At 39.0% G+C, this 22126-nt stretch carries 19 protein-coding genes and 1 tRNA gene; 11 read left to right on the top strand and 9 right to left on the bottom strand.

What is annotated here, in order from left to right:
- Positions 1-15 precede the first annotated feature (15 nt).
- From ACTIEV_RS04060 to ACTIEV_RS04025, 8 genes are all read right to left on the bottom strand, one after another.
- Complete coding sequence (locus ACTIEV_RS04060; RefSeq protein WP_439516152.1) at positions 16-423, bottom strand: c-type cytochrome; 408 nt, start codon at positions 421-423, stop codon at positions 16-18.
- Between the two features lie 27 nt (positions 424-450).
- Positions 451-2607: a molybdopterin cofactor-binding domain-containing protein gene (locus ACTIEV_RS04055; protein WP_439516151.1), complete on the bottom strand. Its 2157-nt coding sequence runs from the start codon at positions 2605-2607 to the stop codon at positions 451-453.
- Positions 2608-2641: 34 nt separating this feature from the next.
- Positions 2642-3112 (bottom strand): (2Fe-2S)-binding protein, encoded by a 471-nt coding sequence (locus tag ACTIEV_RS04050; RefSeq protein ID WP_322196253.1) that lies wholly within the window; start codon positions 3110-3112, stop codon positions 2642-2644.
- Positions 3113-3534: 422 nt separating this feature from the next.
- Positions 3535-4941 carry a dihydrolipoyl dehydrogenase gene (gene lpdA / locus ACTIEV_RS04045; protein ID WP_178888451.1) on the bottom strand — a complete coding sequence of 469 codons (1407 nt, stop codon included), beginning with the start codon at positions 4939-4941 and terminating at the stop codon, positions 3535-3537.
- A gap of 111 nt (positions 4942-5052) precedes the next feature.
- Positions 5053-5874, bottom strand: coding sequence for an SAM hydrolase/SAM-dependent halogenase family protein (locus ACTIEV_RS04040; RefSeq protein ID WP_178888450.1), 822 nt, complete (start codon positions 5872-5874; stop codon positions 5053-5055).
- Between the two features lie 29 nt (positions 5875-5903).
- Positions 5904-6710: an SDR family oxidoreductase gene (locus ACTIEV_RS04035; protein ID WP_439516150.1), complete on the bottom strand. Its 807-nt coding sequence runs from the start codon at positions 6708-6710 to the stop codon at positions 5904-5906.
- A 228-nt stretch (positions 6711-6938) separates the two neighbouring features.
- Positions 6939-7011: transfer RNA gene (locus tag ACTIEV_RS04030), tRNA-Lys, on the bottom strand.
- A 266-nt stretch (positions 7012-7277) separates the two neighbouring features.
- Positions 7278-12467 carry a gliding motility-associated C-terminal domain-containing protein gene (locus ACTIEV_RS04025; protein WP_439516216.1) on the bottom strand — a complete coding sequence of 1730 codons (5190 nt, stop codon included), beginning with the start codon at positions 12465-12467 and terminating at the stop codon, positions 7278-7280.
- Between the two features lie 190 nt (positions 12468-12657).
- On the opposite strand from ACTIEV_RS04025, the gene ACTIEV_RS04020 reads away from it, so the two are divergent.
- The 9 genes from ACTIEV_RS04020 (at position 12658) to ACTIEV_RS03980 (ending at position 19336) form a co-directional block, all read left to right on the top strand.
- Complete coding sequence (locus ACTIEV_RS04020; protein ID WP_439516149.1) at positions 12658-13932, top strand: site-specific integrase; 1275 nt, start codon at positions 12658-12660, stop codon at positions 13930-13932.
- The gene (locus tag ACTIEV_RS04015) at positions 13889-14743 is read left to right on the top strand and encodes a hypothetical protein (RefSeq protein ID WP_178888517.1); all 855 of its coding nucleotides are present in this window, start codon (positions 13889-13891) and stop codon (positions 14741-14743) included. Before ACTIEV_RS04020 ends, ACTIEV_RS04015 begins: the two co-directional genes overlap by 44 nt.
- A 121-nt stretch (positions 14744-14864) precedes the next feature.
- Positions 14865-15131: a helix-turn-helix domain-containing protein gene (locus ACTIEV_RS04010; RefSeq protein WP_178888516.1), complete on the top strand. Its 267-nt coding sequence runs from the start codon at positions 14865-14867 to the stop codon at positions 15129-15131.
- 90 nt (positions 15132-15221) lie between these two features.
- On the top strand, positions 15222-15488 hold the full coding sequence (locus ACTIEV_RS04005; protein WP_178888515.1) for a hypothetical protein: 267 nt from the start codon (positions 15222-15224) through the stop codon (positions 15486-15488).
- Positions 15489-15494: 6 nt separating this feature from the next.
- Positions 15495-15788 carry a phage antirepressor KilAC domain-containing protein gene (locus ACTIEV_RS04000; RefSeq protein ID WP_178888514.1) on the top strand — a complete coding sequence of 98 codons (294 nt, stop codon included), beginning with the start codon at positions 15495-15497 and terminating at the stop codon, positions 15786-15788.
- Entirely contained in the window at positions 15788-16849 is a 1062-nt protein-coding gene (locus ACTIEV_RS03995) for an AAA family ATPase (RefSeq protein ID WP_439516148.1), read from the top strand. Before ACTIEV_RS04000 ends, ACTIEV_RS03995 begins: the two co-directional genes overlap by 1 nt.
- Positions 16850-17445: 596 nt before the next feature.
- Positions 17446-17796 (top strand): hypothetical protein, encoded by a 351-nt coding sequence (locus ACTIEV_RS03990; protein ID WP_178888512.1) that lies wholly within the window; start codon positions 17446-17448, stop codon positions 17794-17796.
- A gap of 175 nt (positions 17797-17971) precedes the next feature.
- Positions 17972-18844 carry an AAA family ATPase gene (locus ACTIEV_RS03985; RefSeq protein ID WP_439516147.1) on the top strand — a complete coding sequence of 291 codons (873 nt, stop codon included), beginning with the start codon at positions 17972-17974 and terminating at the stop codon, positions 18842-18844.
- 45 nt (positions 18845-18889) lie between these two features.
- The gene (locus ACTIEV_RS03980; protein WP_430895121.1) at positions 18890-19336 is read left to right on the top strand and encodes a JAB domain-containing protein; all 447 of its coding nucleotides are present in this window, start codon (positions 18890-18892) and stop codon (positions 19334-19336) included.
- Positions 19337-19596: 260 nt separating this feature from the next.
- Here the strand turns inward: ACTIEV_RS03980 and ACTIEV_RS03975 are convergent, their stop codons facing one another.
- Positions 19597-20997 carry a S41 family peptidase gene (locus ACTIEV_RS03975; RefSeq protein WP_439516146.1) on the bottom strand — a complete coding sequence of 467 codons (1401 nt, stop codon included), beginning with the start codon at positions 20995-20997 and terminating at the stop codon, positions 19597-19599.
- A gap of 333 nt (positions 20998-21330) precedes the next feature.
- Between ACTIEV_RS03975 and ACTIEV_RS03970 the strand changes: the two genes are divergently transcribed.
- Positions 21331-21711 carry a helix-turn-helix domain-containing protein gene (locus ACTIEV_RS03970; protein WP_439516145.1) on the top strand — a complete coding sequence of 127 codons (381 nt, stop codon included), beginning with the start codon at positions 21331-21333 and terminating at the stop codon, positions 21709-21711.
- Positions 21712-21818: 107 nt separating this feature from the next.
- On the top strand, positions 21819-22126 hold a 308-nt coding region (locus ACTIEV_RS03965), incomplete at its 3' end, for a hypothetical protein (protein ID WP_439516144.1).

Here is a 22126-nt window from a genome sequence, read left to right as displayed (position 1 = left end):
AACAATACGAATACATTACTTACGCTGCGCTTTTACCAACGCAGGTGTAATAACACCCGGAATTTTATTACCCCAACTATTTTTTGCATAATTCAATACATCTGCGATCTGTTCATCACTGAGGTATTCTTGTGCAGGCATAGCTCCAACATATTTTTTACCATTCACCGTTAAACTACCGGTAGAGCCTTTTAGGATTACATTGATTAAATCTTTGGAAGGTCTTTTCATGTAATCTGCTTTTGCCAATGGCGGATTTACTTCCGGCATACCGACTCCATCTTCCATATGACAATTCTGACAATACAATCCATATACTTCTTTTCCTCTGGTAATACTTTTTTGTGTCTCACTTTGTATAAAACTACTACTAATGATGACCATGGAACATACAACTATTACAATCGATATCTTCTTTTTCATACCTGCAAATTATCAAAATAAATCCGATCAAACCTTTGCGAGATCAAAGGGTAATTTTCTGATTCGTTTTCCTGTTAAATCATAAATGGCATTGGTCAATGCCGGCGTGAATGGTGGCAATCCGGGTTCTCCTACTCCACCTGCATCTTCATTGTTATCCATGATAAATACTTCAATAGGTGGAATCTCATTGATCTTTGGCATGCGATAGATATTGAAATTTTTCTCTACCGTCAGTCCATCTTTGAAATGAATTTCATGATTGGTGGCCGCACCCAATGCCATCACAATAGAACCTTCCACTTGCGCACGAACGGTATCCGGATTTACATACCATCCGCAATCGATCACCGCCCATACTTTATCGATTTTGATTTTACCTGTTGCATCTTTAGACACTTTCACCACTTGCGCCACCGTACTACTGAAACATTCTGTGATCGCTATACCATAACCTTGTTTGGGTTTTCTGTTTTTCCACCCTGACACTTCTGCTACTTTATCCAATAGTTTTTGACAACGATCACTCTTGAGGTATTGCTTTCTGAATGCCAATGGATCTTTACCCGCAGCAATAGCGAGTTCATCCATGAAACTCTCATAAGCAAACCCATTGGTAGATGCATATACTGAACGCCACCACATAATCGGAATCGGCGTTTCAAATGGCACATCTGAGAAGCTGATATTTTTGATACTATCAAAATAATGTGGTTGAAAACCTTCCAACACACTATCATTCGGTACATCTTTTTTACTACCCAGCCAATGTCCGATATTCTGTCCGCACAATCTGAACTTGATCGCACTGATCTCTCCATTATTCACAGCACCTTCCGCTCTGTAACTCACACCCGGACGGAAAGGTCCTTGTGTCATATCATCTTCTCTTGTCCAAATAACTTGTACCGGTGCTCCTGCTTCTTTGGAAATCAAACAGGCTTCATGCGTATAATCTAAAAATGCTTTGCGACCAAAGCCACCTCCCAGGAAAGTCATATTCACAATCACATTTTCTTTTTTCACGCCCATTTTTTGACTGATATCCCCTTGCACCCAATCAGGTGCCTGAATAGGTCCCCAAATCTCAATCGAGTCTCCTTTATGATGCGCTATACAATTCAAAGGTTCCATACAAGCATGGGCTTGATAGGGTGTTTCATAGACCACATCCAATTTGTTTTTTTGTTGTGCCAGGATCGGATCGGGGTCACCTTGTTTTTTGGCAGACAATCCTTCTTTGGATTGTAACTCCGCTTTCATTTTTTTATAGATATCTTCCGTATTCACATAATCAAAACCTGCATCATCCCACACTACTTTTAATGCTTTTCGTCCTTGCATCGCAGCCCAAGTTGATTCTGCTACAACAGCTATTCCCTCACGATCCGTATCAAATACTTTCATGGTGACCTTGAATACCTTTTTCACACCTGGCACTTTTAAGGCAGCAGTATCATCATAGGATTTTACTTTTCCTCTCAAACGTGGATTGCGTTCTACCATGGCATATAACATACCGGGCAATGTTTTATCAATACCAAAAACAGCCGTACCATTGGTTTTGAGTGGAGTATCCTGACGAGCAAGTGGCTTTCGAACCAATTTATAATCCTCTATTTTTTTCAGTTGCACATTTTTAGGCGCTTCCAATTTTGAAGCATCTACTACCAACTCACCGTAATGCATTTTTTTACCTGATGGACGATGAATCACATGTCCGGCTTCCGCATAACATTCTGCAGCAGGAACACTCCATTTGTTTGCAGCAGCAGTAATCAGCATTTCACGAGCGCTGGCACTGAGCTTTGATAAGTTCTTGTAAGTTCCTCGTACCGTAGAGCTACCACCGGTAATTTGATTACCATATTTAACAGTATCGCCTTTACCAAAAATGATATTGACTTCATCGAGGTTTACTTCTAATTCCTCTGCAATCATTTGCGGGATGGCCTGATAAGCCCCTTGTCCCATTTCAGCGCGGTGACTCACGATGGTGACTTTACCATTGGTATCAATATGTATCCATGAATTCAGTGATACGCCATAATTCTCTGCATCTTCTCCTTTGATAATGGTAGATGCTTTGGATTCACCGGAAAAATAAAAACCTAGTGTAAGCGCAGTGGCTGATAAACCGGTGGCTCTAATGAATTTTCTTCTTGATATATCTTTTGGTTCCATGATCGGTCATTGTTGTGGTTGAATAATGTAGATGCTATCCTTTTGCGGTCATTTTCTTCGAAGCTTTTTTAATGGCTTCTCGTATTCTTGGATAGGTACCGCATCTGCAAATATGTCCTTGCATGGCTGCGTCAATATCCGCATCCGTGGGTGAAGTCTTCTTTTGTAATAACGCAACGGCGGCCATGATCTGTCCGGACTGACAATAACCACATTGCGGCACCTGTTCTTCTATCCAGGCAGCCTGAACCGGATGTGAGTTATCATCTGATAACCCTTCGATGGTGGTGATGGACTTATTCGCAGCACCGATCACAGGAATGGAACAAGAACGAACCGGTTGCCCCTCCATATGAACCGTGCAGGCGCCACATTGTGCCACGCCACATCCATATTTGGTTCCTTTTAATCCAACGATATCGCGGATAGCCCATAAAAGCGGCATTTGGGGATCGGCATCAATCGTATGTTCTTTCTTATTGACTTTTAGTGTAATCTTAGCCATATAGTGATTTTAAAGTATGATGATTGAGGAATAGATCTTATCTGGAAAAATCCCTTTAAGTTAAAGTTTTTATTCCAAACAAAAATGAAGTTTCCCCAAACAATTCCCCTCCCATTCAACATGAAAATGGGTCGTTTATAATTTTTAAGAAATGGGAAGGGTAAAAAGGATGTGATTCTTTTTTTTGAAAATGCCCACCAGATAGAAGGTTCCTTGCGATATCTCTTTTACTCATGTTCTCTGCGGTTCATATAGCGTTTTTTACCGCAGAGAATCAGAGGACGCTGAGTTTGCGCTAAGGAGTTTTATATGCCTCTCTAGACTATTAAGTCGACAATAAAAAAAAGATGCCAGATAAAAATATCCGGCATCACTAAAATTATATTACATCTGACATCTGCGATCAGACATCAAAAAATTCACTAAATATCAATCGCTTCCCCATAAGCCGCGGCTGTTGCTTCTTTCAAGCCTTCGCTCATGGTTGGGTGTGGATGCACTGCATTCAGAATTTCGTGTGCAGTGGTTTCCAATTTACGTGCAACTACCGCTTCAGCGATCATTTCAGTTACATTGTAACCGATCATATGACAACCTAAGAACTCACCATATTTCGCATCATAAATCACTTTTACAAAACCTTCGGTGGCTCCTGCAGCACTGGCTTTACCACTGGCTACAAATGGGAACTTACCTACTTTGATCTCGTATCCTGCTTCTTTCGCAGCTTTCTCTGTATAACCAACGCTGGAAATCTCAGGGATACAATAGGTACAGCCCGGGATATTGTTATAATCGATAGCCTCAGGTAAATGATGATGCTTCTTCTCCAGATAAGCCATGTGCTCTGCTGCATTGATACCTTCTTTGGCAGCAACGTGAGCGAGTGCTTGTCCGGGTGAACAGTCACCAATTGCATACACCCCTGCTAAAGATGTCTGCTGGTATTTATCAACGATGATCTTTCCTTTTTCAGTTTTGATACCGTTTTCTTCCAGACCAATATTTTCGATATTAGCTACCACACCTACTGCACTCAATACTACATCAGCTTCAAGGGTTACAATAGAACCATCTTGTTTTTTCACTTGTGCTTTTACACCGGCACCTGAAGTATCTACTGATTCAACAGAAGCATTGGTCATGATCTCAATACCTTGCTTTTTGTATTGCTTCTCTAATTCTTTAGAAACATCTTCATCTTCTACCGGAACAATACGAGGCATGAATTCAACGATGGTTACTTTGGTACCCATGCTATTGTATACATAAGCAAATTCAACACCTATTGCACCACTTCCTACAACGATCATGCTCTTAGGTTGTTCAGGTAATACCATCGCTTCGCGATAACCGATCACTTTTTTACCATCTTGTTTCAGGTTCGGTAATTCACGGCTGCGACCACCGGTGGCGATCACGATATATTTCGCTTCTACAATTTGTTTGCTGCCATCTGCTGCAGTTACTTCCACTTTTCCTTTTGACTGCACTTTACCATAGCCCATGATGACATCGATCTTATTCTTTTTCATCAGGAACTGAACACCTTTACTCATTTTATCCGCAACACCACGACTACGTTTGATAACACCACCGAAATCATGGGTACCGGTTGCATTGATGCCATAGTTAGAAGCATGTTTCAGGTATTCATATACTTGTGCACTTTTTAACAATGCTTTGGTAGGAATACAGCCCCAGTTCAGACAGATACCACCCAGACTTTCTTTTTCAATGATTGCTACTTTAAAACCCAGCTGAGAAGCACGGATAGCAGCAGGATATCCACCCGGACCACTTCCAATAACGATTACGTCGTATGCCATAAGATTTTGATTGATTTAATGATCCAATGACGATGTCATTGCGGATGCGAAAATACTGGAAAGTAGTGAAAAGTGAGAAGTGAAAGGTGAAAAGTGAAAGAACCCAGTATCTTATCCCTCAAAGAATACCCGGATGGTCTGGTAAAACCAGCTGGTATCGATGGAGGGTGTCTTTTGGAGTTGCTCATTGAAACCCTGTAAGCCGAAAAGTCCGGCCATATTTCCATTCCTGAGGGCTATTTCGAGATAACCGGCGGAATTGAACCATGCCAATTTTTCGGTTTCCGGAACGGCCGTATAGTTGGCACTGATCGTTTCGATGACCTCATTTCTTTTAAAAACGATCTTAAAGTTCCTTCCCTTACGATGTTCATTGAACTCAGCCTCTGTGATATTGATCACCACATTTTCAAACTGATCGATGAACAGTATCTGTCCTTCTATCCAATCTGGACCTACGGTTGGTCTGAGCGGGTATTTTTCATCAATCGTGTCTATGGGCTGACCGATGCTATTGAGCTGTGCGGTTTTAGAGAAAGTGTTGATAGCTACGGCAATAGCACTTGTGATCTGTAATAAATTTTTAGCAGCACCCAAGGGTATGGCGATGATCTCTTTGGGTTTTTCACCTGTAATCATGGTCAATAAACCATTATCGGAGCAGATGATGTATTGCTGGCGGTGTTTGGCCATCAACACATATTTCAGGGGTGATTCAAATAAATTAGCAATGATCAGATGAAAAGTACCCGAGGGGAAATGTTGAAATGCATTCGCACAGATATAAGCCGCCTGCGGGAAATTGGTTTGGGGCAGGTAGTGTGTGATATCACAAATATTGACAGAAGGATCCAGTTGCAGGAACTGTCCTTTGATAGCACCCACGAGAAAGTCTCGCTGGCCTATATCAGTTGTCAACGTTAGTATGGGCATGCCGCAATAGTAACGTCAGGATACGTCGGTTATTTCACCAGTTGTCCATTTTTGAAGAAAAACTTACGAACCAGCTTATCAGTCAGCGAAGGGAAAAAGCGATTCATGAAAACAGTTCTCTTACCGGTGAAAGTGAGTACAAGGCTTCTTTTTCTTTTTTCGATGGCTGCAATGATATGTGTGGCGCATTCTTCCGAACTCATCATTTTACCCTCATCCATAGGTGATTCGCCGTGCGATTGTCCGACTTTGTTCAACGCAACATTTCGAATATTGGAAGTGGTGAATCCCGGACAAATCAATAGTACATTGGTTCCACTCTCGAGTAATTCGGTTCTGAGTGCTTCCATCCAGCCGTTGACTGCAAATTTGGAAGCGGAGTAACCACTTCTTCCCGGCAATCCGCGATAACCGGCAATGGATGAAATAGCTACAATGGTTCCTTTGTTTTTCAAAATATGCGGTAAAGCGAATTTGGTACAATACACAGTACCCCAGAAATTGATGTCCATGACTTTACGTAAAGTATCCAATTCCACTTCTTCAAAAATGGAGCGCATGGAAATGCCTGCGTTATTGATCAAGATATCAATGGTGCCAAATGATTTGATCGTAACATCGATAAATTGTCTGCAATCCTGTTCCTTACTCACATCCGCAGTGTGAATCAATAAAGGAGCACCCGGGTGAGCAGACTGCAGTTGATAAAGCTTATCATAGTTTCTTCCGCAAGTAGCCACTTTAGCACCCAAGACCAAAAAAGCTTCTACCAATGCTTTACCGATTCCATCGGAGCCACCGGTAACTACTACCACTTTGTTGAGGAATTGCGACATAATTCAAATCATTAAGTAACAAAAATACAAGATAGATAGTCGTAAATAATAAATGGAAGAAGCCATTTGCATTATTCATCGTTATAATGGTGAAAAATACAACGACTTAAGAAGAAAATAATGGTTCAAGCATCTATAATCCTAGCACTTGTCGAAATTTTGCAAGACAATACCTGCATGAGGTTGCACAAATAAAAAAGGCTACGATTGTTCGTAACCTTTTTACTGTGATCCCGCTGGGACTCGAACCCAGGACCCATACATTAAAAGTGTATTGCTCTACCAACTGAGCTACGGAATCTCCTTCCTTAGAACTGAAAATACATTGCTGTATTCCGTTTTGGGAGTGCAAAAATAGGTGAAATAAAAAACCAGCCAAATTTTTATGCTTCTTTTTTATACGATTTACTCACATTCAACTCTTTATGTGCATAATCAACTGCTCATTTCCATCTGAATACGACCGTATTTCGCTCCCATCCCAATAATTTATCTTTTTAAAAGAAGCGAATTTTTCACGCAAGGCGTCTGCTAAAACATAGCTATACAATTATTCTTCTATTCAACTTATTTCAAAATAGTAACAGACCCCGAAAATATTCCTGGTATCAATCTCGGTTCGATGATATAATAGTAAGTAGCTATTGCAACAGGTTTCCCTTCAAATGTTCCATCCCAAGGTCGCTTATACCCTTCTGTAAAAAATACCCTTCTACCATATCTGTCAAACACACTCACCACCGCATTCGGATATTTATCCAGTTCAGGAATCACCCAAGTATCATGAACACCATCTCCATTGGGTGAAAACACATTGGGAATTGGGAATGGTTTCAATACCGTAACAAATACTTCATCAGTAGCAACACACCCATTGGTACTCACTACCCTTAGTGTTAAATTCTGATCCGCATTTCCTCTAAAAACAGGATTACGCAGTGATGCATTGTTTAAAAAAGTAGCAGGTGTCCATAGATAGGATTGTACATTCCCAGTTATTTGCGGATTGAATGTATAAGGCGTATTCTCAAAAATATACAGATCCTTTCCTACATCTACCTGCGGAACCGGTGCCAGATTCACAATGATCTCATCCATTACCGCTACACAAGAACCATTACCCGTAGTAGTAGCATAGATCCTAAAACTTCCTGATGATTGATCTCTGCTTGACAGAACATAATGGGTATTAAGCGCATTCCTATTGTCAAAAGTTCCGGTTCCATTGGATGTCCACTGAATACCACTTGCATTTCTAAACTGTGCATTCACTGCCAGTAAAGAATCATTCGCACAGATGGTTGGATTATTACCAATATCTACAAACGGTGCATCTGTAATACGAACCGACAAAGAAGAATTGACAACGCGACAAGATTTATTATTCGTTGAAGACAATACCAGCGTAACAGTACCATTGGCTGTATCCTGTGAACTCGGTATATAACTATTCGTTAAACTAGAAGTACGTGTACCAAATCTACCGGTACCATTACTTGTCCAAATACCGGTATTGCTACCTCCGGAAACAGATCCATTGAGTTGTACTACCGCATTATTGGCACATACTACCTGATCATTACCCGCATTCACTACAGCAGGCTGATCAATTTCAATCTTGGTAAAAGCCGTATCACTCACACATCCATTGACAAGAACAAAAGCCGCATATTGACCGGAATCTCTATAATTCACTGATGCGATTTGTGGGTTTTGTTGCGTAGAACTAAATCCATTGGTACTGAACCATCGGAAACTTGCATTGCCTCCCGCTGTGGCTGTCAATTGTAATGGATCATTCAAACAAAGTGGACTATTCGAATTGATCTGTGGCTTTGTTGGTTCCGGAATTACCGTAACATTTACGGATCTGTCATTACTCACACATCCATCCACCGTAATATTCACTGAATAAATACCCGACTGATTCAATCTTACAGAATCGATCACCGGTGATGATAGTTTACTGTCAAATCCATTCGGACCCGTCCATTGATAACTTGCACCGGAAACAATACTGGCTCCTAAGTTCAACCGACTATTTTGACAAATTGGTGTGGGCACTGTAATCACCGGTGCTGTAGGTGTTGGTTTCAATATCGTAGTAATACTGTTGTTCACACCCGTACAACCTGCAACACTCACCGCTACACGATACTCTCCCGTATTGTTATTATTCATGGATGAGAGTAATACAGATCTTGCATTTGAACTAAACCCGTTGGGACCAGTCCAACTATAAGAGCCTGCAGTTACACTATCTGCCGTTAAGCGAAGCGATCTTCCTTCACAAGCCGGTCCACTACTTGCAATATTGACCGGACCCGGTAATGGATTTACAATGGCGGTAGTAGTACTACCCGGTCCTCTACATCCATTTACGGTAACTGCAGCCGTATAAGTACCTGCATTTGTTTGCAGGGCATTGTTGATCACAGGATTTTGATTGGACGAAGTAAATCCCGAAGGTCCCGTCCATGAATAGGTAGCACCGCTAATGGTAACTGCATTCAATTGCAAAGTATTACCCTCACAAACAGCTCCATTGTTACTCACTTGTGGTGCGGGTGGAGTTGGATTAACTGTTATGGCTACAGTATTATTCGCACTTCTACATCCATTCACAACAATATTCACCGAATAATTTCCCGATGCTGATACAGGCACATTGGTGATGGCAGGACTTTGTGTATTGCTGATAAATCCACCCGGACCCGTCCAATTATAAGAAGCACCTGTAACAGATGCAGCCGATAAAATCAGTGTTTCATTTTCGCAAACCGATGAAATGGGATTGATGGTAGGTGCTGCGGGCGTAGGCTTTAATGATGCATCTACACTATTTGCTACACTGGCACAACCGGCTACTGATGCAATGACTTGATAAGCGCCGGCAGTTGCTTCATTCATGCTGGCAATGGTAACGATTCTGCTATTGGCAACAAATCCATTCGGACCTGACCATGTGTAACTTGCCGCTTGCAATTCTTGAGCAATCAATCTCAACTCTTCCGTGATACATACCGGTCCGGTACTCGTTACATCTACTTGAGCGGGTGGTAAATTCACAATTACATTCGTGGTAGAGGGATTACTAACACAGCCATCCACCGAAATGGACAATGCATAATTTCCTGCATTCACGGATTGTGCACTGGGTATAGATGGTTGTTGTTCAGTAGAAGTAAATCCATTCGGACCTGTCCATGTATAGCTGGCACCAATAACGATCGGCGTATTTAATGAGAAAGTTTCTCCAATACAAACTGGTGATGAATTGGAAACAACCGGTGCAGCCGGTTTTGTTTTGATGGTTTGCGAAACTGTTCCTCCAGCACTAACACAACCATCTACTGTTATGCGTACGGTGTAAGTACCTCCGTTGGCAGTTGTTGCATTCGCAATCTGTGGCTCGCGTAATGTAGAAGCGAATCCTGGACCTGTCCAACTATAAGATGCTGTTGATAAAAATGGAGAAGATAATTGAATCACTCCTCCCTCACACACCGGTCCGGTAGTGGTTGCAGTTGGTGTGGCGGGTATGGGTTTTACGGTGACGGTGTAATTGAATGCGGGACCTGTACAACCATTGGCTGTTGGTACGATTTGGTATACTACATCAACCGGACTTGTAACGATACTATTTAATGTTTCAGTAATAGATGTTGTTCCTGTTTGACCGGATACGACAGGATTAGTAATGTTGGCGATGGCTGCCCTACTCCATACAAAACTGCTACCGGAGATCGTAGAACTAAAACTATAATTCTGTGCAACACCTGAACAGACAGTTCCTGTAGGTGAGCTATTAATAGATGGAAGTGGGTTTACTGTTACTATAACTGGCGCTCTTGGACCAGTACAATTATCGGCGGAAGTAGCAGCTACATAAAATGTTGTAGAGGATGTTAATACACTGGTGGTATAAATAGGATCCGTTTTTAATGAACTTCCTCCTGATGGTGCTGCGTACCAGTTATAGGTACCACCAGGCGCAGAAGCAATTAATGTAGCCGTATTTCCTGAACAAATAGTTACCGTATTCACTGTTGGTGCTACAGGTGCAGGATTAATATTCACCACCATAATATCAGTGGCAACTGTACATGGTGATACGGGATTATTAGAAGTTAATTGTAAGGTAACTGAGGATTGTCCACTGGTTGGTGTAAAAGTGGTTGATAGTTGACTCGCATTTCCAAATGTACCTGTTCCACTAACGATGGACCAAGAGCCATTGGTTGCCGAGCCTCCTACTAAACCATTTAATGTAATTGGTTGTGCATCGCAGGTTACTAAGTTAGTACCTGCATCTGCGGTGGTATTTTGATTAATAACAATATCGAAGTCTTTAATACTACCTGCACATCCTCCAGATGGAGAAATTGTATTTGTAATTTTATAACTGCCGGGTAAACTTGTTGCTAAATCGATTTCACCGGTATTTTCATTTTTAAATTTCAGATTAGTAGATGAAGCTGTGAAATTACCTGCACTAGCTAAACCGGAAAATACCGGTAATGGATTCGATTGCTGCACACAAAATGGAGAATTATATATAAAAGTTGCATCTGCTGCACCAGTAATAATTCGAATATCTGAACTACTTGAATAAACACAACTTCCTCCAGTAGTAAAAGTAATAGTGTAAACACCAGGAGTACTGGCAGCAACATTAATTTCTCCTAAAGAAGGATTACTGAATACCAAACCCGTAGGCGATGCAGTAAATGTTCCTGTATTCCCTCCTGGAATAAATGGTGAGGGATTAATTCCTCCGGAAGTACAATAGGTACCTGCTGAATATACAAAAGCAGGATTTTGTTTAGGAGTCACATTTACAGTAGCTGTTGTCCTTGAACCTGTACATCCTGCAGCAGAAGTTGCAGATATATAATAACTGGTGGTTGCATTTAATTGTGGAGTAGTATAAAATGACCCAGTTGTTAAAAGATCTCCTCCACTTGCTGCATTATACCATCTGTATGTTTCCCCTGTAGAACTTACAGATAGTGAAGCTGATTCTTCTCCACAAATACTAGCACCGTTTACAACAGGCGCAGCTGGTGTGGGATTCACCGTTACCGTCACCGCAGTTCTCCCCGCACTCTTACAACCGTTTACAGTGGTTTCCACATAATAAGTGGTAGTTGTACTTAACGTACCTGTATTATAAGCGATACCTGTACCTAAACTTGTTCCCCCAGATGAAGCTGTCCACCATTCATAGGTTCCACCCGGTGCTGTTGCTGTAAGTGTAGCACTGTTACCACTACAAATAGATGCACCCACAATGGTGGGGTTTGCAGGAATACTATTCACTGTAACAGTCACCGCTGTTCTCGGTCCTGCGCAGCTTCCATTCATGGCCTGGACATAATAAGTTGTATTGGTATTTAAAGTAGGTGTTGGATATGTTGCTGTGGATACCAAAAAATTACCTCCTGCCGCAGCATCATACCATTGATAACTACCCGAAGATCCGGACGCAGTAAGCGATGCTGTAGTTCCCGCACAAATGCTCACACCGGATGCTGAAGGTGCGGTTGGAATACTGTTGACTGTAACGGTTACTGCTGTTCTTGTACTGGTACAACCATTGACGGTTGTTTGTACATAATATGTTGTGTTCGCAAACAATGCTCCCGTGGTATAACTATTTCCGGTTGCAATGGCTGTTCCTCCTGATGCTACCGTAAACCATTGATGTGTCCCTGTTGGTGAAGAAACGCTGATGGTTGCTGGCGAACTGTGTATAAGTTGTTGATTTACAGCTAATTGTGCTTATTTACAGTTATTTATGTCTACCCTACGACATGATTAATTGTAAAGAAATTCAAATAAATGCAGATAAAAACAGGGAAAGTGTACCCCCTGGTGTACCCCTCAATGTACCCTTGGGTTACAAAAACAAATCTCTTTCATTAATTCATTAAATCTGCAAACCATGAAAATTAGCTATTACCTCAAAAGCACCAGCTCAAAAGGACCAAGACCAATTTTTTGCCGCATCTGTTATAATGGAAACAAGGTCAAGGTTTATATCAATGAATTCATTAAGCCGGCACATTGGAGTTCGAGACGTCAACGAGCAATTGAGAATCGTTCTTTCCCCCAACATCCAGAGTTTAATGAGCGCATAAACACCATTGATAATTTTATTCGAACAACATTTAGAAGAATGGAACTGGAAAGTGGATTAAACCCTCCTGATCCAAAAAAACTACAGGAGGCAATTTCTAGCAAACTGCGACCACTTGTAATGAAAGCAGGTGAACGAGGCGAGTTTATCAAATTCTTTAAAAAAATGATTGATGACTCTAAGACTGGTATAAGAACTAATCACAGAACAGGTCATGCAATCCACATCAATACCATCAAAACTTATTCTACTATATATAATAATGTACTGCTGTATGAGAAGGAAAAAAATATTGCACTGAAGTTCACCGACTTTGACCTCAATTTCTACAACGAATTCAATGAATGGCTTATTAAGGAAAAGAACTATAGTAACAACTCTTTAGGCAAGCATATTCAAATCATCAAGTTAGTATTGAATGAAGCTCTTGAACTCGGGATTACCACAAGTATGAAGTTTAAGAACAAGCGATTTATTGTAATAAAGGAACAGACGGACGCAATATACCTTACGGAAAAAGAGATTGAAGAGATCTATCAGCTTGACCTATCCAAGCATAAGAAGCTCGATAAAACACGTGATCTGTTTGTCTTGGGTTGTAAAACTGGACTCAGGTTTGGGGATTTTAAAAATATCCAACCGAGTGAAATAAAAGATTCATTTATTATGATAAGACAGGCTAAAACCGGTGAACCAGTAACCGTTCCAATCCATCCGACGGTGAAAAAAATAATCGATAAGTATAATGGGATTTTGCCAAAAGCAAAAGTAAATCAAGTTACCAACAGGGAATTAAAAGAAATTGCTGCCATGATACCATCGCTTAATGAGGAAGTGGAGTTGTCTATAACTAAAGGAGGAAAAAAAGCTCGGCAAACGTTCAAAAAAAATGAGCTAATTTCAACTCACACCGCACGAAGATCGTTTTGTTCAAACGAGTATCTTGCAGGAACGCCTTCTTTATCTATAATGGCAATATCAGGTCATAAAACAGAAAAAGCATTTCTTCGATACATTAAAGTCAAATCTATTGATCATGCCAAAATCATCCAACGCAGCTGGGAAGATAAAAAGTCTTGAGGAACAGAAAATTGAATTATCCCAAAGTATAATTGCCTTGCTTGAATCAAAAAAGGAATCAAATGTAAAAATACATTCCCTGGCTCGACAGTCTGTCAAAGAAAGATTAGATGTTTTGGAAGGGATGGGAAATAAGGAATATGATTTTAAAAGCAATTTTGTTTCGCAGCTGATGGACCCATCATTTGTTTTTGATGAAGAGAAATCTTTTGCTTCATTTAAAAGCAAAGTCAGTGAGCTACTGAGTATATTTCCTCCGGACAAACGGCAAACTGTTAATTCATATCTGCAGAGGCATCAAGAATATATACCTGTAGAGATTCAAAGCCTGATGCTTGCTACTGGTAAAATTGATGTTTCTGATTGTAAAAGAAGTCTAGTCGAAGAATCAATTAAAATGCATGTTGATCATTTATATGAACTAGAATACCATTTTATCGAATTGTGTACTAAAGCATTCCCAAGCTCTATTGAAGCGGATAAAATAATTGATGGTTACTATCCAAGAATAAAATGGTTGGGTTCTACAACTGATTTTGCTGAACTCATGTCCACTCTTAAAAAGAACAACTGGGTAGATACCACTTATGCTTCAAGCGTACGACAATTTGCTAACCTCTGTAATTTTCATTTTTCTTTGGTAGGTAAAAAAGGGCAAGCTGCAAAATATGATGCAGTAAAGAAAGCATTTGATCTGCAGCAAATGAGAGTTGTTCATGCTTCAAAAAAAAGGCTTGAAAGAACTCAGCATGATTTTAAGTTCAACCCACTTACAATTCCAATCAACAATTCAGATTCTATAAGTGAATAATACTTCACAGCCTTCTAATTTATAACCTTTCTTTTCCCATTTTTTTGGGAAAACGGAAACGCCAATTTCTTTCTCCATAAATAATTGCGATACTACTTTCGTCCTCGTAAACAACGAGAACATGATTGTATTCAACATAGAGTCAGCTAAAGAACTAGAAGAGATCATTGAGCGAGCAATTCAGAAAGTACTGTCTGATAAAAAATCAGCAGAACCCACAAAAGACTCGCTGTATAATAGAAAGCAGGCCGCAGAATACTTAGATATCAGCCTTGGAACTCTTCATACCCATACTAAGAAAGGGCGAATACGTGGGCAAAGGATTGGCAGCAGGCTGCTTTACAGAAAATCAGATCTTGATAATGCAACAACTGCAACTACCAAATAGGTAATGTGATTAAGAAAACAAATTTGTATAGATATCTCAGATTCTAAAATTCTTGAATTTTCTATCATTTAAAATCATAAAAACAAAAACATGCAAAAACTAAGATTTAAATCTGCAAATCAGTTACTACAATTTTACAAGGAACATGGGTACTTCGCAATCTATGATTGCAGCACTGAATATGCTGACATGGAAATCGACCATTATTCCCTTTTGGCAGTCGGAGATCCTATCTCTTTAGGATGCGAAGCGAATAGAATTATTCCGCTTGAAGATGAAAGCGTATTAATTATACTAGATCGCTTTTTGAAAACAGGTACAGTCAAAATACACCCAAATATTTTTTCAGTTAATTAAAAAATCATGAAAACTAAATCCGCTACCACATTTTCATTACAACAAACGGCAAAGATTACAAAATTCCCAGGGGGCGAGAAAAAATTCGCTGCCTGGTTGAGAGAGAAAAAGTATTTAATGAATAATAATGATCCATACCAAAAATACTGCGACTGGGGATGGTTTGAATTATCTACGAAGACAATACACAAGGCAAATCCGCCTTTTACTGTAAACGTAACCCGGGTAAAAATAAAGGGCCTCGAGGCACTGGAAAGAATAGTATTTGAAGAATTTCATAAATGCAAACCATGTTCATAATGAAAGAGACAATAGAAAAAACAATAGATAATTGCACAGGACCTGCATTAACACTGGACTGCATGTCGGCAAAACTTGAGGGATTACCAGAGCCTCCTAGAATTTTCAGAGGGATTATACGCCCAAGCCTTGGATGCTTCTTTGGTCCTTCAAAATCCGGCAAAACAACGCTGGTTGAAAATCTTGCTTTTAGCATTGCTGCTGGGCTTACACGTTTTCTAAATGATGATCTCAACTGTGATAACAGAAGAGTGCTGCTAGTCAGCTTGGAAGAGTACTACAGAAGTAGGACTGTCAGAAACGTTAGACAAATGGAAGCATTTACAAGTAAGTATAATTTGGACCCGACCTGGAGTGAAAATGTATATGTGGTTGATGATTCGTTTGCCAGGTATATAACAACAGAGGAACAGTGGGAATTGCTGGATGCCGAAATTGAAAGGGTAAAACCTGGCTTTGTGATGATTGACTCAGTAACAAGGACAACAACAGATTCAATCGAAGACTCGGCAGTTTCTACAAGCCTGATGAAACGTTTTAGGGAAATGGCACACAAGCACAACATAGCACTAGTTTTAATTCACCATTCACAGAAAATGGATGATCGACCTATAACAATTGCTACTATGGCAGGATCACGTGTCATTGGTCAAGAGATGGACTTTATGATTGGTGTTAATCGAAGTACACAGAATATTCGATACCTCAAAGATGTTGCCTACCGTTATTGGCCAGATGACTCAGAATTTGTCCTTAAGTTTTCGATTGACTCAAATCAAATGATAGTAGCTGAAGAGGAGGTTTATGAATCGGATATCCTATCGTCTTCATCAACAGCCAATGAAACATTTGGAAGTGATATCACTTTACAGACTCATTTCAGTGAGTTGACAAATGGAGATCCTTTAATTCTTATAAAGACAGCAGATTTATATGCTCGGCTAGTTAACACTGGAATTATGACCAGACCCACTCTTCATGCTGCATTAAAGCGCTTAGAAAAGAACGGAATAATTATTAAACCGGAGAAAGGAAATTACAAACTTAATCTTCCCAGTTAAACGTAAGTCAACCTCTGTACTACTTAACTGACTTAATTCGATTAACTGAATTTGATAATTAGTTCCTTAGTTAACCTAGTTAAGTCAGTTAAGTGATCAGGAGGATGAAATTTGATTTAACTAATGAAAAATGAAATTGCTTAAGTGTGTTTATATGAGGAGTAATTCTACCTCTACAATTTATTTTGTAAATAGATATTAGCAAAAAATAGTACGCATAACGGATAAGATAGCTATAATTTAATCTAAGTCTTAGGAGCAGTAAACTTTATTACGCAATTTTCAACAATGCCGATATATATTAATCATCTTCAGGATATTTATATTCGAGTCTTTGATAGGTTCCCCCATAACCTACCCCCCCTCTTTCTTGAAGCTCCGCATCCCCCCTCACATCTACTTTCCTAAATCCTCTATCTAACCCCAGACTCAAATAAAGTTATGGAGCAGTAGTGTTTGTACTACCCAACATGCTCCCTTTACATACAACTTACTTCCAAAGGTCACTAAACATTTGCAGTGGTGCACAACTGTATCTATTCAAGACTAATGGTAGATTCCAAACATCCATTTCATCACAATTTAAAAAACAAACGATGGTAACAGTAACAGGTTACGCAGAAAGAACACGTAAAGACGGTTCCACATTCATTGCCCTTGAAATCACAGGTGGCGTTGAGTTGATTCAAAGCAGCACAACTGGTCGCTATTACGCGACTGTACGTAAGTGCTCAATTCCCAGCACTTTCAATGCAATTGTTGCAGAGGCAATGATTGGTCAAAAGCTTCCTGGAGAGGTTGTAAAGGTCATAACTGAGCCTTACGACTTCGTTAACCCAAGAACAGGAGAGCTAATGAAGCTGCAGCATTCATATGCATATTCTCAGGATAGCAAAGTGGAAAATGCAATTGGACACACAAGAGTCCATGAAGTTGCTTCTATCTAGATTATCCACCCAATCACAAAACACTGCTCGGACCCACACGACCAAGTGTAGGACACACAACACCATCAATCGCTACAAGTAGTTCGTAGCGTCTTGGCAGTTGTGGTTGATGGATAACAGGGGGCTGGTTTCAACCGGTCCTCTTTTTATTTCTAAACATTTAAAGTTTAAACTTATGCAATTACAAACAGCAGAAAGAAAAAGAGCAAAAATTAAAATGTCATTACAGGGACCATCTGGTTCAGGTAAAACATATTCAGCGTTGCTGATAGCTTTTGGATTATGCAATGATTTTGGTAAAGTTGCAGTCATTGATACTGAGAATCACTCAGCCGAATTGTACGCTCACTTGGGTGCATTCAAAGTACTAAATCTGACCGGTCCTTTTACTCCTGAGAAATACATTCAGGCGTTAGATGTGTGTCAGAAAGCAGAAATGGAGGTGATAATTATTGATTCCGTTACCCACGAGTGGGAAAACTTGCTTGAGTATCATTCTTCCTTACAAGGGAACTCCTTTACAAACTGGAACAAGGTTACTCCAAGACACAATGCTTTTGTACAGAAGATTCTTCAGACACCGTTTCATGTGATCTCAACAGTTCGCACCAAACAGGATTACGTTCTGAATGAGAAAAATGGTCGAGTAGCCCCAGAAAAAGTTGGGCTGAAATCGGTCCAAAGAGAAGGCCTTGACTACGAGATGACCTTGGTGTTTGATCTAGATATGAAAAACAATGCCATAGCCTCTAAAGACAGGACCGGATTATTCTTTGGTAAACCTGAAATGAAGCTTTCGGCTGATGTAGGAAAGTCCATCTTAGAATGGTGTCAATCAGGATCTGATATCAATTCAAGTGATGTGCAAGATCGTATTAGCGAATGCAAATCCATGCAAGAGTTACTTACCCTTTACAAGATGTTCCCTCAGTTTCAGCAGAGTCTAAAGCCAGAATTCGAAAGTCAAAAAAGAAAGCTCATTATCAAAGCAGATGATGATCGAAAGTTATTAAGTCAATTACCCGTTCACAAAAACGGAATTATCTAATTAGGTCCCCTGCCATTTGGTGGGGGATTTTTCAAAACATTAATTATGAAAGAACTCACTCAATCAGCAGCAGAAATTCAAGTAAGTTATATTCCCAAAAAGACACTTGGCAATAAGATTTCATGCTCAGAAGACGCGTACCAATTGCTAAAAGATTTCTACCCGCAAGAAACCATATCATTACAAGAAAGATTTGTTGTTGCTTATCTTAATCGGGCGCATAATGTAATTGGGGTATATGAAGCATCCGTTGGGGGATTGACTGGAACCATAGCAGATCCCAGACTTATTTTATCGGTTGCACTCAAAATTGCTGCAACAAGTATAATCTTATCGCATAACCACCCTTCGGGTAATCTAAATCCATCAAACACTGATCAGGAGCTTACAAATAAAATTAGAGAAGCATGTAAGTATTTGGATATTAATGTACTCGATCACATAATTATTACACCAAAAACATTTTATTCCTTCGCTGACTCGTCAAAATGAATTAATAGCAGGGTAAGATATTCGTAAAAGTTAATATGTTACCTATTTAAAACCCATGTAAGTTGTTGATCTAGATCATATTTGTTCAAGTCCATTAAGGGGAGCCACACTGCACAAGAGATCTTTATAGGTCTCTTGTTTGTTTTTAGCCCCTTCCAAAACCCCTCTGGCATTGATTATAACCTCAATTGGTGGTGTGTACTTTGGAGTTGCAGCTTTCCCATTTTCAAAATGCACTATTTCTGAAAAGATGCAACCTCTTACCTATTATTTTTCAATTTTACATTCAGGAAATTTAATGCTTCTTCAATCCAATCTTGTTTTTCAGTAAGGTAAATGTTGGGTTTAATGCCTATCCCATCAATACCTTCTCGTATATCTATTCTACGGCTACGAGTAGTTGGCGACCAAAGTCTATAGGGCATTTCACAAAAATCAGATTCTCGTAAATTAGAATAATCTAATGTTCCCGATGTATTTTGTCCCATCAATGTAACCTTTTTACTCTGACTAGCTTCAAGTAAAAATTGTTCGGTAGAACTAGCGCAACCATCGTTAATAAGAATTACCACATTCTTAGGGAATAGCAGCATAGTATAGCTTGAATCTATATAGTCTTCAACAATATTTACATTTTGGTTTATCTTCAGTTTAAGTTTATCCACCATTTTTTGATAATCTGCTTTATTGTCCAGTGGTAAATTAGGATCTTGTAGCATCACTTCCCAACCTCTTATATTATCGTTCGAAGCCCAGATGTCAACGCCTATACCTTTTATTGGTTGTGTGTATAAATATGGAGAAATAACACTGTAGACATCATCACTGCCACCACCATTATTTCTTAGATCAATAATTAGGCTTGAGGTTTTAGATAGATTTTCTTTTTGCGCAGCAAATAAAGAATCAACCATTGGTTTCGCTTCCCAACTAAAACTTGGTATATTAAAGTATAAAGTATTTTCGTTCAGAAGTTTGGATTCGAAATTATAATTTGTTTTATTAACGATTTCTCTGCCATTCTTAAAGAATCCACTGATCAACTCACCATCCTTTGGTTTTATAGTAGCAAAGGCTAACTTATTAGAGGAGTTGTACAATAAAAAATATTCTTTTCCTGATTTTTCTTTAAGTTCTGCTAATACAGTACCATTTTCATATTTACTATCTGTTGAATTAACAACCATAGCAACATAATCTCTAAAAGGATTTTTGTTTTTAAGAACCGCAATTGAAAAGCCTTCACCTTTTTTGGTGTATATACCCTCTAGGCCTTTTGCGTTTTCTAAATTCTTAATTAGCGCATCGCTTACTGAATATTTTTCAATTGGAAAATCAGATTGAAGTTTTTTTGGGTTGATTTTCTCAATTGCTTCTGCGTTCAATACCGTATACAAATGATTATCATTAAAATAACTCATCCACTGGTTTATGATAAAATAACATTGAGATTTATTTTTTGCTTGCGCAGCAAGTTGCTCTTTTTGAGCTGTTAAGTCTTTGTATTGCTTGATATTATTTGCTGTTACCTTGTCCTTAAAGCCAGCATAGTTTGACTCTAAGTAGTTTTTAATTTTTGAAAATTCTTCTTGGCAGTTGCATTGTGCCTGCATTAGAAACGGAAGTCCTAAAAAGGCTATTGTAATGAATAATGATTTCATATTAGCTTTTCTAATTTTTAATAAAAACGAATATTAAATAAAAAATGGTGTATACTGTTTCTATTTTTCTTCTACTTATATAATTTTCTCGTTAAACGAATTAACCTAATAAATGTTACATTATCTTTTAGAAAACAAATTAAATTCTCAATTTCCTTATAGTAACATACTCAATCATCGAATTATAGTTGCATCTGTCGTGTTGCAATTACCGACTTTTTCAACTTATTTTCTCGCAACCTGGTTGTAATATTGCCTTGGACATATCAAATGTCGCACAAATGACGCCTATTTGTCAATACTTTATTCATTAACTCACATCATATTTGCACAATGGAATTTGGTGAAAGATTAAAAGAGCTTAGAACGGGTTTAAATATCTCCCAAAAAGAGCTTTCAGAAAAAACAGGCTTAACCCTTAGAACGATTCAACGAATTGAGAACAATGAGGTAAAGCCAAGTCTTTATTCCGTAAAAGCAATAAGTGATGCTTTGGAGTTAGCATCGTCTGAGCTCTTGAATACATCCGATACCAAACCCTATGAATTTAATGTAAACCTTAAAATCACAGATATGAATCAATTCTTAAATGACTTAAAAGTCTTAGTAAAAACCCATTGGAAAACAATATTCCTTATTATTTTGGTAATTTATCTATTCACCAGTTATGCTGATATTAAAGCTGGTATAATGGACGCTTGGAGTGGCAAGTAACTATCTTGAAATATCAGTAAATATATTTCGTCAACTAAGAGGAAATAGTAAAAAAGAAAAAACAGAACCCCCAATTTTAATCTATCATTATTAACCTAAAATAATTTATGAGACAGATTTATATTATTCACTTTTTATTCGTTTTGTTGCCAATTGCTGCAATGTCACAGGAAACAAAAGTCAAGTTAACTGAGAAAGTTTCCATCACCTTCCCAGAAAAACCAGATGTTCGAAATATGCAGAATATAGCTTCTGTTTATTCGTTGAGATTAGCCGACAGTTCAGCTAATTTTAATGTGGTAGTTCAAAACTTAGGGAAAAATGGACTAACTGAAGAACAGATTGAAACTGCTCAGTTAGAACCAGCTTTCTGGGAACAGTTAGAATCTTCTTTTATCGCTCAACTTGGTAATGA

Origin of the sequence: Sediminibacterium sp., assembly GCF_051861365.1 — a bacterium.
GTDB lineage: Bacteria > Bacteroidota > Bacteroidia > Chitinophagales > Chitinophagaceae > Sediminibacterium.
This window is presented reverse-complemented; position numbering and strand designations above follow the sequence as displayed.